At 63.1% G+C, this 15,359-nt stretch carries 17 protein-coding genes; 9 read left to right on the top strand and 8 right to left on the bottom strand.

What is annotated here, in order from left to right:
- Window positions 1–23: 23 nt before the first annotated feature.
- On the bottom strand, window positions 24–1,148 hold the full coding sequence (locus ACYQ3G_RS12080) for an OmpA family protein (RefSeq protein WP_459826070.1): 1,125 nt from the start codon (window positions 1,146–1,148) through the stop codon (window positions 24–26).
- Between the two features lie 178 nt (window positions 1,149–1,326).
- On the opposite strand from ACYQ3G_RS12080, the gene ACYQ3G_RS12085 reads away from it, so the two are divergent.
- From ACYQ3G_RS12085 to ACYQ3G_RS12115, 7 genes are all read left to right on the top strand, one after another.
- Window positions 1,327–2,562 (top strand): DNA polymerase IV, encoded by a 1,236-nt coding sequence (locus ACYQ3G_RS12085; protein WP_459826071.1) that lies wholly within the window; start codon window positions 1,327–1,329, stop codon window positions 2,560–2,562.
- Window positions 2,563–2,629: 67 nt separating this feature from the next.
- On the top strand, window positions 2,630–3,403 hold the full coding sequence (locus tag ACYQ3G_RS12090) for a dimethylarginine dimethylaminohydrolase family protein (protein WP_459826072.1): 774 nt from the start codon (window positions 2,630–2,632) through the stop codon (window positions 3,401–3,403).
- Between the two features lie 45 nt (window positions 3,404–3,448).
- On the top strand, window positions 3,449–3,613 hold the full coding sequence (locus tag ACYQ3G_RS12095) for a hypothetical protein (RefSeq protein ID WP_156902372.1): 165 nt from the start codon (window positions 3,449–3,451) through the stop codon (window positions 3,611–3,613).
- 35 nt (window positions 3,614–3,648) lie between these two features.
- Window positions 3,649–4,470, top strand: coding sequence for a transporter substrate-binding domain-containing protein (locus ACYQ3G_RS12100; RefSeq protein ID WP_459826073.1), 822 nt, complete (start codon window positions 3,649–3,651; stop codon window positions 4,468–4,470).
- A 70-nt stretch (window positions 4,471–4,540) separates the two neighbouring features.
- Window positions 4,541–5,554, top strand: a complete 1,014-nt coding sequence (locus tag ACYQ3G_RS12105) for an amino acid ABC transporter permease (RefSeq protein WP_459826074.1) — start codon at window positions 4,541–4,543, stop codon at window positions 5,552–5,554.
- 9 nt (window positions 5,555–5,563) lie between these two features.
- Window positions 5,564–6,310 (top strand): amino acid ABC transporter ATP-binding protein, encoded by a 747-nt coding sequence (locus ACYQ3G_RS12110; RefSeq protein ID WP_459826075.1) that lies wholly within the window; start codon window positions 5,564–5,566, stop codon window positions 6,308–6,310.
- 33 nt (window positions 6,311–6,343) lie between these two features.
- The gene (locus ACYQ3G_RS12115) at window positions 6,344–6,811 is read left to right on the top strand and encodes a hypothetical protein (protein WP_459826076.1); all 468 of its coding nucleotides are present in this window, start codon (window positions 6,344–6,346) and stop codon (window positions 6,809–6,811) included.
- A gap of 130 nt (window positions 6,812–6,941) precedes the next feature.
- On the opposite strand, the gene ACYQ3G_RS12120 is transcribed toward ACYQ3G_RS12115, so the two are convergent.
- A complete protein-coding gene (locus ACYQ3G_RS12120) occupies window positions 6,942–7,271 on the bottom strand; it encodes a helix-turn-helix domain-containing protein (RefSeq protein ID WP_459826077.1) in 330 nt (109 codons plus the stop codon).
- A gap of 491 nt (window positions 7,272–7,762) precedes the next feature.
- Here ACYQ3G_RS12120 and ACYQ3G_RS12125 point away from each other — a divergent pair, with 491 nt between their 5' ends.
- Window positions 7,763–8,569 (top strand): ATP-binding protein, encoded by an 807-nt coding sequence (locus ACYQ3G_RS12125; protein WP_459826078.1) that lies wholly within the window; start codon window positions 7,763–7,765, stop codon window positions 8,567–8,569.
- 42 nt (window positions 8,570–8,611) lie between these two features.
- Here ACYQ3G_RS12125 and ACYQ3G_RS12130 read toward each other — a convergent pair whose 3' ends face one another.
- Entirely contained in the window at window positions 8,612–9,601 is a 990-nt protein-coding gene (locus tag ACYQ3G_RS12130; RefSeq protein WP_459826079.1) for a DMT family transporter, read from the bottom strand.
- 145 nt (window positions 9,602–9,746) lie between these two features.
- Between ACYQ3G_RS12130 and ACYQ3G_RS12135 the strand changes: the two genes are divergently transcribed.
- Window positions 9,747–11,201, top strand: coding sequence for an AAA family ATPase (locus ACYQ3G_RS12135; protein WP_459826080.1), 1,455 nt, complete (start codon window positions 9,747–9,749; stop codon window positions 11,199–11,201).
- 242 nt (window positions 11,202–11,443) lie between these two features.
- On the opposite strand, the gene ACYQ3G_RS12140 is transcribed toward ACYQ3G_RS12135, so the two are convergent.
- The 5 genes from ACYQ3G_RS12140 to rpsF are packed head-to-tail and all read right to left on the bottom strand — an operon-like array spanning window position 11,444 to window position 15,293.
- Entirely contained in the window at window positions 11,444–12,736 is a 1,293-nt protein-coding gene (locus tag ACYQ3G_RS12140) for a phenylacetate--CoA ligase family protein (protein WP_459826081.1), read from the bottom strand.
- Window positions 12,737–12,772: 36 nt separating this feature from the next.
- Window positions 12,773–14,221, bottom strand: a complete 1,449-nt coding sequence (gene dnaB, locus ACYQ3G_RS12145) for a replicative DNA helicase (RefSeq protein ID WP_459826082.1) — start codon at window positions 14,219–14,221, stop codon at window positions 12,773–12,775.
- Window positions 14,193–14,702 carry a 50S ribosomal protein L9 gene (rplI, locus tag ACYQ3G_RS12150; protein WP_028576141.1) on the bottom strand — a complete coding sequence of 170 codons (510 nt, stop codon included), beginning with the start codon at window positions 14,700–14,702 and terminating at the stop codon, window positions 14,193–14,195. Before rplI ends, dnaB begins: the two co-directional genes overlap by 29 nt.
- Window positions 14,703–14,713: 11 nt before the next feature.
- Complete coding sequence (gene rpsR / locus ACYQ3G_RS12155; protein WP_028576140.1) at window positions 14,714–14,977, bottom strand: 30S ribosomal protein S18; 264 nt, start codon at window positions 14,975–14,977, stop codon at window positions 14,714–14,716.
- 1 nt (window position 14,978) lies between these two features.
- Window positions 14,979–15,293, bottom strand: a complete 315-nt coding sequence (rpsF, locus tag ACYQ3G_RS12160) for a 30S ribosomal protein S6 (protein WP_459826083.1) — start codon at window positions 15,291–15,293, stop codon at window positions 14,979–14,981.
- Between the last annotated feature and the right edge of the window lie 66 nt (window positions 15,294–15,359).

The following is a 15,359-nucleotide window of genomic DNA, read 5'->3' on the forward strand; positions in this document are numbered from 1 at the left end:
GATTGAGCGTACGTCGGGAAGGCTTACTTCTTCTTGTACACGCCCTTCAGTTCGGCTTCGATGCGGCGGTTCTGGGCACGACCCGCTTCGGTGTCGTTGGTGGCGATGGGCTTGCTCTCGCCGTAACCCTTGGAGGAGAACAGCTTCTCGTCCAGGCCGAAGTTCTTGACCAGATAGTCGCGCACGCTCTTGGCGCGGCGGTCGGACAGCTTCAGGTTGTAGGCGTCGGAGCCGACGGAGTCGGTGTGGCCGGCGATCTCAACCACGGTGAAGGACTGCTGCTTCTTCATGTACGCGGCGAAGTCGGCCAGGACCTGATGGTATTCGGGCTTGACGTTGTACTTGTCGAAGTCGAAGTTGACCATGAGGCGCACGACATCGGGGATCGGACAACCATTGGAGTCGACGGCCAGGCCCTTGATGGTGTCGGGGCACTTGTCGACGCAGTTGCCCACGCCGTCGCCGTCGTCGTCGAGGGCGCAGGGGTCGACCGCGGCTTCATCGTAGAACACGTCCTTGACGAACTGCTTCAGGGCCGCGTCATCGGCCAACTGCGCGGCGGAAACGCCGACGCCGCAGGACTTCAGGGCGGTGATGTCGTCCAGCAGCTTCTGATTGCCGTTGACGGTGTCAGCGAAGCTGATGGTATGGAAGCAGATGTTGTACTTTTCAGCCATGGCGGCGGCAATCTTCAGCGCGGGGGAGCCGTCGTTCTCCTGACCGTCGGACACGATGATGACGGCGTTGCGGCCGGATGCGCCCTGCAGGACGGGCTCAAGGGCCTTCAGGCCGTCGCCCAGCGGGGTGGGATTGCTGCCCAGCAGGGTCGGGACCTTGTCGAGGGAGGCGCCGTAGGAAGCCGCGGCGTAGGGTTCGAGGCCCTGGATCGGTTTTGCGTAGGAAGCGAGGCTGAGACCGCCGTTGTAACCCAACTCGGGGATCATGGCGTTCATGCGTTCGAGAATGCTCTTGGCCAGAACGATTTTCTTGTCCTTGGTTCCTACGTACTTTTCATCCATGGAGCCCGAACGGTCCACGAGGATGATGAAATTGTCCACTTTCTTCACATACTTCTCGGCGGCGAGGCCGTTTGAAACGGCGAACGCCACCAGCACCAGACTCAAAAGGATCAGCTTTGTTGCTTTCATAGGCTCACTCCCCTGTTTGCGGTTCCGTTTGAAATAATGAATCACCAATACACCTATGGATTTCATTATTATGTTTTTTACAGTTTGTTGTCAAAGCCCCTCTCAGGAGAAATGAAAATTCCCCACCTTCGGGAACGGAGTTGACCGGCATTGCGACTCGGGGGAATATCGCATTCCGATGACGGACATACACCCCAATCAATCGCCCGAGCGGATCGTCCTGCACCTCGACATGGACGCGTTCTTCACTTCCGTGGAACAGGCGGACAACCTGGAACTGCGCGGCAAGCCCGTGGTCATCGGCCAGTCCCTGCGCGGCGTGGCCTCGGCGGCGTCCTACGAAGCCAGACGCTACGGAGTGCGCTCGGCCATGCCCATCGTGCAGGCCAGAAAGCTCTGCCCCCACGCCATCTTCCTGCCTGGGCGCATGTCCCGCTACCGGGAGGTTTCGGAACAGATCATGGACGTCATGCGGGGCATCTGCCCGGTCGTCGAGCAGGCCTCGGTGGACGAGGCCTACGCGGACGTGAGCGGCACGCGCCGCGTTCTGGGCCCTCCCGAGGATTTGGCGCGACGGCTCAAGTCCGAAATTCTGGAGCGGATCGGGTTGACCTGCTCCGTAGGCATCGCCCCCAACAAGTTCCTGGCCAAGATCGCCTCGGACTGGAACAAGCCCGACGGACTGACCGTCATCCGGCCCGCCGACGTCCCGGCCTTCCTGCGCGACCTGCCGCTTAGCAAGATTCCCGGCGTGGGACCGCGCATGCTGGAGGAACTCCGGAACATGGGCGTGGCGGGCATCGGCGATGTCCTCGCCCGGCCGCGCGAATTCTGGGTCCAACGCCTCGGCAGGCGCGGCTCCTTCCTGCACGACAGGGCACTGGGCATCGACGAGTCGCCGGTGGTGCCGCACGGGGAGGCCCAATCCTGCAGCGCGGAGAACACCCTGGAGCGCGACACTCTCGACCGGGAACTGCTGCAGCGCCGGCTCCTGGCCCAGGCCGAACGCGTCGGCCGGGAGCTGCGGGCCATGGACAAGAAGGGCCTGACCGTGACGCTGAAGATCAAGTTCCACGACTTCTCCGCCATGACCCGCAGCAAAACCCTGCACCGGCCCACGGACATCACCGCGGAGATCTATCAGGCGGCCCGCCGGCTCCTGGCAGCGGAAAAACTGCCCAAGCCCGTGCGGCTCATCGGCCTGGGCGTGTCCAATTTCCGGGCCGTACAGGCCGCCCTTCCCCTGGCGGAAGCCCCCGGACGCGGCCGAGACCGGCTGTTGGACCAGGCCATGGACCGCATCCGGGACAAATTCGGGTCCAAGATCATCCTGCGCGCCGACGCGGCCGCCAGGGAAGCCGAGGCCGTCGAGGACCTTCTGTCCCGCAAGAACCGCATTTCCGGCGACGAATAATGCTTGCCAAAGAAGATTTTTCTTGCTTGGAAGTCCGAATTCGAACTTCAAGCAGGAAGGATACCAGATGTTTTCCCACGCCATCACCCGCGTCCCCGGCCCGGACTACCCCCAGGGCCTGACCACCTCCGCCGCGGCCGCCCCGGACATGGACCTGACCCTGTCCCAGCACGCCGCCTACGTCGACTGCCTGCGCTCCCTCGGCCTTACGGTCACGGTGCTCCCGGCGGCCCAGGGCTTTCCCGACGCCTGCTTCGTGGAGGACACGGCCGTGGTCGTGCGCGAGGTCGGCGTCATCACCCGCCCCGGCGCGCCGTCGCGCGCGGGCGAGACGGCCTTCATCGAGGAGGCGCTCTCAGCCCACCGTCCCCTGGCGCGCATCGAGGCGCCCGGCACCCTGGACGGCGGCGACATCCTGCAGGTCGGCAAGCGCTTCTTCATCGGCGTCTCGGACCGCACCAACGACGAGGGCGCGCGCCAGCTGGCCGCCATCCTGGGCGCCCACGGCTACGCGAGCGACGTCATCCGGGTCGCGGCAGGCCTGCACCTGAAATCGAGTCTGAACTTCGTCGGCGCGGACACCATGCTGGTCACGGCGGACTTCGCCGGCCACCCGGCCATCGAGGGCTATCGGCAGATCGTCTGCCCCGCGGGCGAGGAGTATGCGGCCAACACCCTGCTCGTGAACGGCACCCTGATCATGCCCACCGGCTACGCCCGCACCCGCGCCCTGCTCGCCCCCCTGGGCCTGCCCATTGTCGAACTGGACACGAGCGAGTACCGCAAGATGGACGGCGGCCTGACCTGCCTGTCCCTGCGCCTCGAACCGGCCCTTCCTTGAATTTTTCGCCTTCCCGGCGTACGGGAAGCAACGCGAGGGAACATCATGGAACTGCTCAAAGACCGTTACAGGCGTGAATTCGTGGAAGTCGCCTGCCCCAAGTGCAAGCAGACGAAAATCATCTGCCTGCCCGAGGAGGAAATCCCGATGTGCGAATTCTGCAAGGTGCGGATGATCATCAAAGAGGTCCTGACCGAGGGCAAATACTGAACTCGGGCACGTTTTCCAACCAACGAGGAGGCATTATGCGTTTTGTGACGAAAGTTGTTGTGGCCCTGCTCCTGACCGCCTTTGCGGCCATGCCTGTTCTCGCCGCCGACCACGAGCTGGCCGAGAAGTCCACCCTGAACGAAATCCTGAAGCGCGGCGAACTGCGCGTGGGCCTCGACGCCGGCTACCTGCCCTTCGAGATGACCGACAAGAAGGGCGAGATCGTCGGCTTCGACGTGGACATGGCCAAGGAAATGGCCAAGGCCATGGGCGTGAAGCTGAAGATCGTCAACACCGACTACGACGGCATCATCCCGGCGCTGATGTCCGACAAGTTCGACATCATCATCTCCGGCATGACCGTGAACCAGGAACGCAACCTGCAGATCAACTTCGCCGACCCCTACATCGTCGTCGGCCAGGCCATCCTGCTGAACAAGAAGCATGAAGGGACCATCAAGTCCTACAAGGACCTGAACGATCCCAAGTACACCGTCGCCTCCCGCATCGGCACCACCGGCGAGCAGGCCACCAAGCGCATGATTCCCAAGGCCCAGTACAAGAGCTTCGAGAAGGAGTCCGACGGCGCCATGGAAGTGGTCAACGGCCAGGCTGACGCCTTCGTCTACGACCTGCCCTTCAACGTCGTCTTCATGGCCCAGCAGGGCGGCAAGAACCTGGTCCTGCTGGACAAGGTCTTCACCTACGAGCCCCTGGGCTTCGGCATCAAGAAGGGCGACCCGGACTTCCTGAACTGGCTGGACAACTTCCTGGCCCAGATCAAGAACGACGGCCGCTACGACGACATCTACAACAAGTGGATCAAGGGCACCGAGTGGCTCAAGGACGTGCAGTAAGCAAGCATACGGGATCCGGCTCAAGGGCCGGATCCCTCGTTTTTACGATTCATCAGCAGCAGGACGGATAATGGCCACCTACACGGGACTCGACCGGCCCAAAAGCAAATTTTACTACCAGTTCTGGAGCATCTTCTTCATCCTCGGCCTGTGCGGCAGCATGGCCCTCCTCTACTTCGCCACCAAGAAGGTGGAGTACATCTGGAGATGGAACCGCGTGCCCCAGTATTTCCTCTATGAGGAAAAGGTGACCATCCGCGCGGAGATGGAAGGCAAGATCGTCTCCATCGACCCGGCCGGCGCCGAAGGCAAGAACGTGCGCGTTCTCGTCAGGGGCGACGACGGCGAGGAGACCCACGAACTGCCCAAGGAGTCGCTCCTGCTCTCCTCGGGCGACCACGTCTACGCCGGCGACAACATCGGCTACTACACCCACTGGAAGCCGGGCATCCTGGTCGAGGGTCTGTGGCTGACCCTGGAGGTCAGCTTCCTGGCCATCATCTTCGGCATCGTCCTGGGCCTGTTCACGGGTCTGGCGCGCATCTCCGACAACCCGGCCCTGCGCTGGGGCGCCATCACCTACATCGAACTCATCCGCGGCTCGCCTTTGCTGGTGCAGATTTTCCTGTGGTACTTCGTGGTCGGCACGGTCATCAACTCCATCCTGGCCCAGTCGGGCTTCGGGCAGATTCCGCCCCTGTGGTTCGGCGTCATGGCCCTGGCCATCTTCACTGGCGCCTACACGGCCGAGATCGTGCGCGCCGGCATCCAGTCGGTGCACCGCGGCCAGATGGAGGCGGCCCGCTCCCTGGGCATGACCTACGCCAAGGCCATGCGCAAGGTCATCCTGCCCCAGGCCTTCCGGCGCATCCTGCCGCCCCTGGCCGGCCAGTTCATCAGCCTGGTCAAGGACTCCTCGCTCCTGGGCGTGCTGTCCATCCGCGAACTGACCAAGGCCTCGCGCGAGGTCGTGTCCTCCTCCCTGCAACCCTTCGAGATCTGGATCGTGTGCGCGATCCTGTACCTGATACTGACCTTCACCCTGTCCATGTTCGTGCAGTATCTCGAACGCAAGGCCATCTAGAGGAACACCATGCACACGCCCCCCATCATCGACGTCCAGAGCATCGACAAGTTCTTCTACACCCCCGAACGGCTGCAGGCCCTGAACCGGGTCTCCTGTTCCGTGGCGCCGGGCGAGGTGGTCGTCATCATCGGGCCCTCGGGCTCGGGCAAATCCACCTTCCTGCGCTGCCTGAACCGCCTGGAGTACGCCGATTCCGGGCACATCATCATCGACGGCGTGGACATCCTCGACCCCAAGTGCGACATCAACGCCATCCGCGCCGAAGTCGGCATGGTCTTCCAGTCCTTCAACCTCTTCCCCCACAAGACGGTCCTTGAAAACCTGACCATGGCCCAGATGACGGTGCGCGGGCGCTCCAAGCAGGAGGCCGAGGCCAAGGGCATGGCCCTCTTGGAGAAGGTCGGCATCGCCGAGAAGTTCGCCGTCAAGCCGGACCAGCTCTCGGGCGGCCAGCAACAGCGCGTGGCCATCGCGCGCTCCCTGGCCATGGACCCGAAAATCATGCTCTTCGACGAGCCCACCTCGGCCCTGGACCCGGAAATGGTCGGAGAGGTGCTGGACGTCATGAAGAACCTGGCCCGCGAAGGCATGACCATGGTCGTGGTCACCCACGAGATGGGCTTCGCCCGCGAGGTTGCGGACAGGGTCCTTTTCATGGACAAGGGGGAGATACTGGAGGAAGGCGCGCCCGAACATTTCTTCACCGCGCCGACGCACGAACGGACCAAGGAGTTTCTGGGGCAGATTCTGTAGACGTGAAACCGCCAACGGCATGAAGGAGCGCGCATGAGCAAGGTGTTGCAGAACCAGCTGGCCAAGACCATCAAGGAACAGGGAGACGTGGCCCGGGACATGGCCATCGCGGAGCTGAAGGATCTGAAGAAGGACCTTCTGGAACTGGAAAAGGCCCTGACCACGAAGAAGACCCCCGACCAGGGCCTGCTCATGGACATCTCCCACGGCGCCTTCGAGCTCTTCCGCACGGCCTCCATCGTCCTGGAGACGGACAACCTGCAGATCCAGCTCCAGGCCGCCGTCGAGGAAGGACGCGACCTGGAATACCTCGAACGCAAGGGCGCCATGCTCCTGACCAAGCCCGAAGGCTGGCACTGGTTCTCCCCCAAGGGCGAAATGCTCTTCCTGGCGGCCCCCGGCGAAACCCGCCAGGCCGCCCTGAAACTGCAGGAACGCATCAACCGCAAAACACCCGCCAAACCGGCCCCCAAGCCCCAGCCCGCGGCGACGGAAGCTTAGGGTCAGGCAAGCCCCCGGACGCAAGAAAGCCCGCCGGACCGAAAGGTTCGAGCGGGCTTTTTCAAATGCTACCCGTCACGGCATCCCCTATATTTTCACTTTTTCGTGGGGTTCCAACGAAATACGACAATTACAGAAATACCCTGTAATCAACCCTCAGCACTTCCGCCAATTTGCGAGCCGTCTGCTTGCCGATGGGCCGGCGGTTGTTTTCCATGTCGGAAATGTGTCGTCTCGGAATGCCGGAGACCTCGGCCAGCTTGACCTGGGTCATGTCCTCCTTGAAGCGGGCCCCACGGAGCATCGTACCCGGTGTCTGGTCCAAAAATTCTTCGGCGGGAATGGCCCGTTCCACGTGGCAGTCGAAGTTCTCAAGCATCTTCAGCACGTCAATATAAACATCTTGCGGGCAGGTTACGCGCAAAAGTTCAATATGGGGCTTTTTCGTGGGTTCCAACATATGTCACCTCGATAAGTCGTATCGATCCATCCATCTCTTGCCACACCGCTACATAGGTTGGGTGACCGTTCTTGATGTGACAATGGTGGCGCCCTTTGCCAAGCTTCCCATAATTCGCCCACTCACCACGAACAGGACCGGATATGCGCATGTTCTTGACCAGCAAGGCGATCATATCCCGAATCCGTCCCGGAAGTTTGGGCAGGGCCTTTTGAACCTTCGGGTGCAGGGTCACGCGCCATGACGCATCAGTCCTCATTTTTTGGTGCATGTCAAGTGATTCACAATTTTCTGATCTTGGTGGGATTAAACGTCACTCCGGCCGGATGGCAACTTTGATGGAGCATAGGGTCCCAGCTCAGACAGGACAATGGAGCGCAGTCCTGATCCTGCCCCGGAAATATCTCCGTGTTTTTGACATGGCTCAAAGCGGCCTTATCCCAAAGCCCCTAGACAGGACTCACGCAAACAACAGCGGAGGAGAGAAAACCATGATACGCAAGATCATCGAAATAGACGAAGAAAAGTGCACGGGCTGCGGCCAGTGTGTGACCGGATGTGCGGAAGGTGCTTTGGCCATCATCGACGGCAAGGCCAAGATCGTGAGGGACATGTTCTGTGACGGGCTCGGGGCCTGCATCGGGCACTGCCCCGAGGACGCCCTGCACATCATCGAGCGCGAGGCCGATGATTTCGACGAGGAAGCGGCCATGGAGCACGTGCGCCGCGCGGGCGGCGGCGCCCCCCAGGGTCATGGCGCCGGACACGGCGGCTGCCCGTCAGCCCAGGTCTCGACCAGGAAGCCCGCCCACGGCGGCTGCCCCTCGGCGGGCATGATGCAGATGACGCCCTGCGACCGGGCCAACGTCCCGACCGGGCAGGTCGGCTCCGCTCTGTCCCACTGGCCCGTGCAGATCCGGCTCATCCCGCCCCACGCGCCGTTTTTGCAGGACGCCGACCTGCTCATCGCCGGCGACTGCTGCCCCGTGGCCACGCCGGACTTCCACGGCCGTTTCCTGGCCGGACGCACGGTCATGATCGGCTGCCCCAAGTTCGACAACGCCGCCGAGTACGTGGAACGCCTGAGCCAGGTCTTCGCCCAGAACCGCATCAACTCCATCACGGTGCTCGAAATGGAAGTGCCCTGCTGCTCCGGCCTGTCGCGCATCGTCGGCCAGGCCCTGGCCAAGAGCGGCCGGGACATCCCCTGCACGCGGGCCATCGTGGCCAGGGACGGTCAGGTCAGCGAGGAGAAGCTCACGCCCGCCGCTGCGCCCATGGGCCTCGGCAAGCTCTAACCCTTCTGCGGCACGGGACCCGGGGCCCGGAAGGCCCCTGGTTCATTTCCGGCGCCGCACCTGAGCCATCGCCTCTTCCATCACGCCCAAAGGCTGCGACAACGCCTCATCCTCGACGCCCTCGTCCGCCACAATGCGGCCGGGGGCGTCGTCTTTGTCCGCCCCGCCCCACTCCTGGCTCAGGACCACCCCGCCGAAGACCACCGCAACGCCGGCCAACTGGGCGGCGTTGAGGCTTTCCCCCAGCCAGGCCCAGCCCAAAAGCATGGAGATGACGGGGATGAGGTTGACGAAGGCCGAGGCCTGCCAGGCCGGGAACCTGCTGATGCCGAAATTGTAGAGCCCGTAGGCGCCGATGCTGATACCCACGGCCAGGTACATGACGGCCAAGCTCGGACCGGCCGGGAAGGCCTGGGGCAGATCCGTCGAGGGGAGAAAGAGCAGCGGCAGGAAGAACACGGTCCCGACCAGGGACTGCACCGCCGTCAGGAACCAGGGGGAATAGCTGGCGCAGAGCTTCTTCATGCTGACCGTGTACCCGGCCGCGCAGAGCATGGCCGCGAGCTCCAGGAAATTGCCGAGCACGGGCCGCGGCGCGACCTCGGTGGCGGTCCCGGTCAGGCTGACCCAGGCCACCCCGGCCAGGGCCAGGAGCAGGCCTATCCAGGAGCGCCTCGAAAGGCGCTCGCCCAGCAGAAACCCGGCGCAGACAGCCACCAGGACGGGCAGCGTGGCTGCGACCATCCCGGCCTGGGAGGCCGTGGTCAGGGTCAGGGCCTGGCCTTCGAAGACGAAGTACAGGCACGGCTCGCACAGGGCCATGAAAACCATGAACCAGACGTCGCCGCGCTTGATGGAACGCGGCCGCCACGCGGGAAGGACCAGCAGAAAGAGCGCCGCCGAGACGGACATGCGCGCGAAAACGACCACGATGGGGTCGAAGGTCATGACCGCATACTTGAAGGCCACGAAGGAACTTCCCCACAGGAGCATGGCCATGGACAAGGCGAAAAAAGGAAGCGAAAAGGTCATCGCGAACCGCCAAAGCGCGCATAATAGCGGGATATTTCAAAAAAAGCTTGCATAGAATTCCGTCAACACCTAATTGAAGAGGTCAGAATACCAGAAAATTTCAGCATTGGGACAAAAAATCGGATTTCCGGAACCAATCCATCACATGACCGATTCCCCTTTCGACACTGCATCCGGCGCTACGCTGCACTTCACGACTCCGCAACTGGAGGACGTATTCGACTCTGTCCTGCATGAGATACAAAGCCTGCGCCCTTTGAGTTGCGTCATCGGGTTCCCCAAGTCCGGCAAGACGGCATTCCTGGAGCGGCTGAAGACGGCCATCGACATCGAAACGCTGAGCCTTGTCGCATCGACGGAACAGACCCTTTTCCACATCCTGATGCTGCACACGACGCCCGAAGGAGAGAGCAAGCCGGTCCTGTCCAAGCTTTTGCGGGAAAAGAAACGCCTGGTCCTGTTCATCGACAACGCCCATCTCCTCACGGACGGCGACTTTGCCTTCCTGGGGAGCCTCTTCGGGCTGGCCAAGCAGCACCAGAGCGGGCTGCAGGTGGTACTGGTGGGCAACGGCGAGATCGTCCACCGCCTGGCCCGCCCGGAAAACAGGGCCATCTACTCCATGCTCGGCGCCGTCTGGACCCTGCCCAAGCTGACCCGGGAACAATCCCGCGAATACATCACCTTTCTGCTCGAAAACGCCGGCCTGGCCGCCGACCTCATTTCCAACCCCGAACCGCTGATCAGGAAGGCCGCCGGCGTCATCGGCATCCTGCGCATGCTGACCGTGACCCTTGCGCTGCGGGCGCTCAGCACCAAGGAGGCCTGCAACGCCGAAGACGTGCTGGAGTGCGCCCCGGAAACCGCCGCCACGGCGCAGGCGCCCCCATCCACCGCCCCTGCGCCCACCCAGCACATGGGCGCCAGGATGCCGCGCTGGGGCGGGCTTGTCCTGGTCCTGAGCATGTGCGGCATCATCGGACTGCTCGTCTTCTTCCTGTCCTGGCTCATGCCGGACCTGCGCATCATGGACATGGTCTTCAGATCCGGCGACGCGCCGCGCGAAGCGGCATCCACGCCGCCCGTCCCGCAGCTGGAGACCAGACCCGCCGGTCCCGTCATGCAGAGCGTGGCCAAGACGGTCTTCCGCAAACGCACCAAGGACGGCCCGTATTCCGTCCAGCTCGGGTCCTTCGCAACCATGGAGGCCCTGCTCCTGCATCTGCCCCGCTTCAAGGATCTGGACCAAAACCTGTTCTGGAACCGCGAAAGCGGAACGCCGGCCAGCTTCTCACTGTTCGTCGGGCGCTTCGAAAGCTTCGAGCAGGCCAGGGACTACGGCCGAGAGCACGACCTCAAGGACACGCAGGTCGTCTTCCGCCCCTTTGTTGGCACCATCGGCCCCCTCACCAATCCGGAGCAGATCCGGCAGGTGAGCCTGCTGCTGGGGCTGCAGGAACCGCTGAAGGTCTTCGAGCAGGAACTCGTCAGCGGCGTGGAAATCCAGTTCGCCCTGGAGCGTTCCCGCGAGGACGCCCTGAACCAGTGCGTGGAAGCCGAAAAGAAAGGCATGTCCTGCGCCGTGACCCAGTACGAATAGGCTGGCGGCACATCCCGGCAGCAGCCAAAATGAAGCCGCGCGCACGCCTAGCGTCACGAGCCGGCGTCATTCCCGCGAAGGCGGGAATCCACGAGCACATCAAAAAGGCATGGATTCCCGCCTTCGCGGGAATGACGCCGAAACGATCCAAAAATCCGGCGCCACCCTCCCGAAGGGAAATACCATGCCTGCCCGCGGGCCTGAATGTGCCCGGAAGAAGATTCCAATCTTGACCGTTCTGCCTATTCCCGCAGATCCAGCACCCGCTGGGCCTTGCCCTCGGACTTGGGCAGGGAGTTCTGCTCCACCAGGTCGATGCGTGCCGTGATGAGGATCTCGTCGCGCAGCCTCGCGCTGATGCGGCTCTGCAGGGCCTTGAGTTCGCGCATGTCCTCGACGAAGAACTCCTCCTTGACCTCCACCTTGACCCGCATCTGATCCAGATACCCTTCGCGCTCCAGCACGATGAGGTAGTTCTGCCCCACTTCCGGGATGCTCATGAGCACCTGCTCGACCTGCATGGGGTAGATGTTCACGCCCTTCAAGATGATCATGTCATCGGCGCGGCCCTTGATGCGGTCCAGACGCCGGTGCGTGCGGCCGCAGGGGCAGTCGCCGGGCAGGAAGCGCGTCAGGTCCTTGGTGCGGTAGCGGATGAGCGGCATGCCCTCTCGGCACAGGGTGGTGATGACGAGTTCGCCGATCTCGCCGTCGGGCAGACGCTCGCCCGTGTCGGGGTCGACGATCTCGGCCAGGTAGGCGTCCTCCCAGATGTGCATGCCGTTTTGCTCCAGGCACTCGAAGGCCACGCCGGGGCCGTTCATCTCGGACAATCCGTAGGAGTTGTAGGCCTTGAGGCCCCAGACCTCCTCGATGCGCTTGCGGATGGCCTCGGTGTGCGGCTCGGCGCCGATGAGGGCCACGCGCACGTTCAGGCGGTCGGGTCCGTAGCCGAGCTCTTCCTTCACGGTGCCCAGGTGCAGGGCGTAGGACGGGATGATGTGGATGGCCGAAACCTGGAAGTCCTCCAGGAGCTTGAGCTGGCGCTTGGAGTTGCCTGCGCCGGCCGGGATGGTCAGGCAGCCCAGGCGCTCGGCGCCGTAGTGGATGCCGAGCCCCCCGGTGAAGAGGCCGTAGCCCGACATGTTCTGAAAGGTGTCCTCGGCCCGGATGCCGATCATGTGCATGCAGCGCGCCATGAGGTCCGCCCAGGAATCGACGTCGTTTCGCGTGTAGTAGATGACCGTGGCCGAGCCAGTGGTGCCCGAGGATGCGTGCAGGCGGATCATGTCCGTCACGGGACGGGTCAGCATGCGCGCGGGGTATGCGCTGCGCAGGTCGTCCTTGGTGGTGAAGGGCAGCTTGACGACGTCGTCCGCGGAGGTGATCGCGGCCAGGTCGATGCCGGCCTCGGCGAAGCGGCGGGAATAGAACTCCGAGCGGGCCGCGCGTTCGAGGGTGGTGGTCAGGCGCGTCTTCTGGACGTTATCGAGCTGGCTGCGCGAGAAAAACTCTTCAGGACAATAGGCTTTCATGACGGCATCCGCAAAAGTTGAGGGTGGCGGAGAAGGTCAGTACGCGCCGCCGTCCTCGGACGGCAGTCCCACTTCCGTGAGGTTTTCGAACACGGTGTACTGGCCGAAATAAGCCAGGCGCAGCATGCCGACGGGGCCGTTGCGCTGCTTGCCGATGATGATCTCGGCGATGTTCTTGTTCGGGTTGTCCTCGGCCTTGTTGTAGGCCGCGTCGCGGTAGATGAAGACGATGACGTCGGCGTCCTGCTCGATGGCGCCGGACTCGCGCAGGTCCGAGATCATGGGACGCTTGTCCGAGCGCTCCTCGACCTTGCGGTTGAGCTGCGACAGGGCGATGACCGGGACTTCCAGCTCCTTGGCCAGGGCCTTCAGGTTCCGGGAAATGTCCGAGATCTCCTGCTCGCGCGAATCGCTCTTGTGGCTGGAGCGCATGAGCTGGAGGTAGTCGACGATGATGAGGCCCACGCCCTTCTCGGCCTTGAGGCGGCGGCTGCGGGCCCGGATCTCCATGGTCGAGAGGGCCGGCGTGTCGTCGATGTAGATGGGCGCCCGCGACAGGTCGTCAGCGGCCTGGTAGAGGCGGCTCCAGTCCTCGTCGTTCAGATAGCCGCTGCGCAGGCGGCTCAGGTCCACGCGGCCGTGGCAGCCCAGCAGGCGCATCATGAGCTGGTCCATGGACATTTCCAGGGAGAAGACGGCCACGGGCACGTCGTGGCGGATGGCCGCGCGCATGCCCATGTTCAGGGCCAGGGCCGTCTTGCCCATGGACGGGCGGGCGGCCAGGATGATGAGGTCCGACTTCTGCAGGCCCGCGGTCATGTGGTCGAAATCCGTGTAGCTCGTGGGCACGCCGGTCACCAGCTCGCCCTGCCCGGCACGCGTCTCGAGCTGTTCGAAGACGCGCTGGACCAGGTCCTTGCTGCTCGTGAAGACGGGCTTGCCCTTGGACTCGGCGATGGAGAAGATCTGCTGTTCGGCCTGGTCCAGGAGGGATTCGGTCTCCTCGCCGGCCTCGAAGCAGCTGGTCAGGATCTCCGAGGAGGTCTGGATGAGCCGCCGGCGCACGGCCTTGTCCCGCACGATCTGGGCGTGGTACACGGCGTTGGATGCCGAGGCCACGGACTCGGCCAGGGAGGCCAGGTAGACTGTGCCACCGACCTCGTCGAGCTGGCCGCGGGTCTTGAGGTGTTCCGCCACGGTGACCAGGTCGGCCGGCTCACGGCGGCGGTAGAGCTCCTGGAAAGCCTGATAGATGGTCTTGTGGACCGGCGAGTAGAAGTCCTCGTCGGAGATGACGTCGACCAGGGTGTGAAAGATGTCGTTGCGCAGAAAAACCCCGCCCAGCACGGCCTGCTCGGCTTCGGTGTTGTGCGGGGGTATACGGCGCAACAAATCAGAAGAGGCCTTTTGCAAGGCCTCTTCCGGTTGGATTTGCGTTCCGAGGCGCTGCCCGAACTTATTCTGCGGCGGCTTCTTCGGTTGCATCGGTCTCCACCGCGGCTTCGGTCACCTGCTCGGCCTTGCCGTGCTTGATGACGTTCACGGTGAGCTTGGCCACGACCTCGGGGTGCAGCTTCACTTCAATGATGTACTCGCCCAGGGAGCGAATGCCCTCGTCGAGCTGGATCTTGCGGCGATCCACGTCGACGCCCTGCTCGGCCAGGATGGCCGCGATCTGGGGGGAGGTGACGGAGCCGTAAAGCTTGTCGCCGTCGCCCGTGCGCACTTCGATGACCACCTTGGCGGCCTCGATCTTGGCTGCCAGGGCGGAAGCGTCGGCCTTGACGGCGTCGTTCATGGCCTGCAGCTTGCGGCGCTCCTGCTCGAAGACCTTCAGGTTGCCGGGAGTCGCCAGGGAAGCCAGACCCTGCGGCAAGAGGTAATTTCTGCCGTAACCGGGCTTGACGGCGACGATGTCGCCGAGGCGGCCCAGATTATCCACGTCTGCTCGCAAAATGACCTTCATGACCTACTCTCCTAGACTCTGGATTTTTTGAGCACGTCCGTGCTGTGGGTGGCCGTGTAGAACAACAGCGCCATCTGACGTGCGCGCTTGACCTCGCGGGTGATGGCCCGCTGGTGCTTGGCGCAGGATCCGGTGATGCGGCTGGCGATGATCTTGCCGCGATCGGTCACGAAGTCCTTCAGGATCTCGGGGTGCTTGTAATCGAGTGGAATCTCGGGGTTCTCGCAGAAACGGCAGTACTTTCTCCGGGGTGCGAACTTCTTCTTGAAAGACATCTTAGGCCTCCTCGATGGTCTCGACGGGGGTGTCGGCGAGCTTCACGGTGATGAATTTGAACACGCCGTCGGCGATGCGCACGTTGCGCTCCAGTTCGGCCACAGCCTTGCCGGGCATGCTCATTTCCATGCGGATGTACCGGCCGCGGTTGAACTTGCGCACCGGGTAGGCCGTATCCTTGACGCCCCAGTCGTCGATCTTCAGGACGCTTCCGCCCTCGCGTTCGACAACGGCGCTCAGGTTGTTGATGATCTCGCGGCACTCATCGGTGCCGAGCTCCGGGCTGAGCAGGAGCAGTTCCTCGTACCTGGTCATTACAGAATCCTCCTTGTGGGTGGTAGCCCGCCCATTCACTTCGAGCGAGCAAGGAAACACAGACCG

It is taken from the genome of Desulfomicrobium salsuginis (assembly GCF_054657795.1).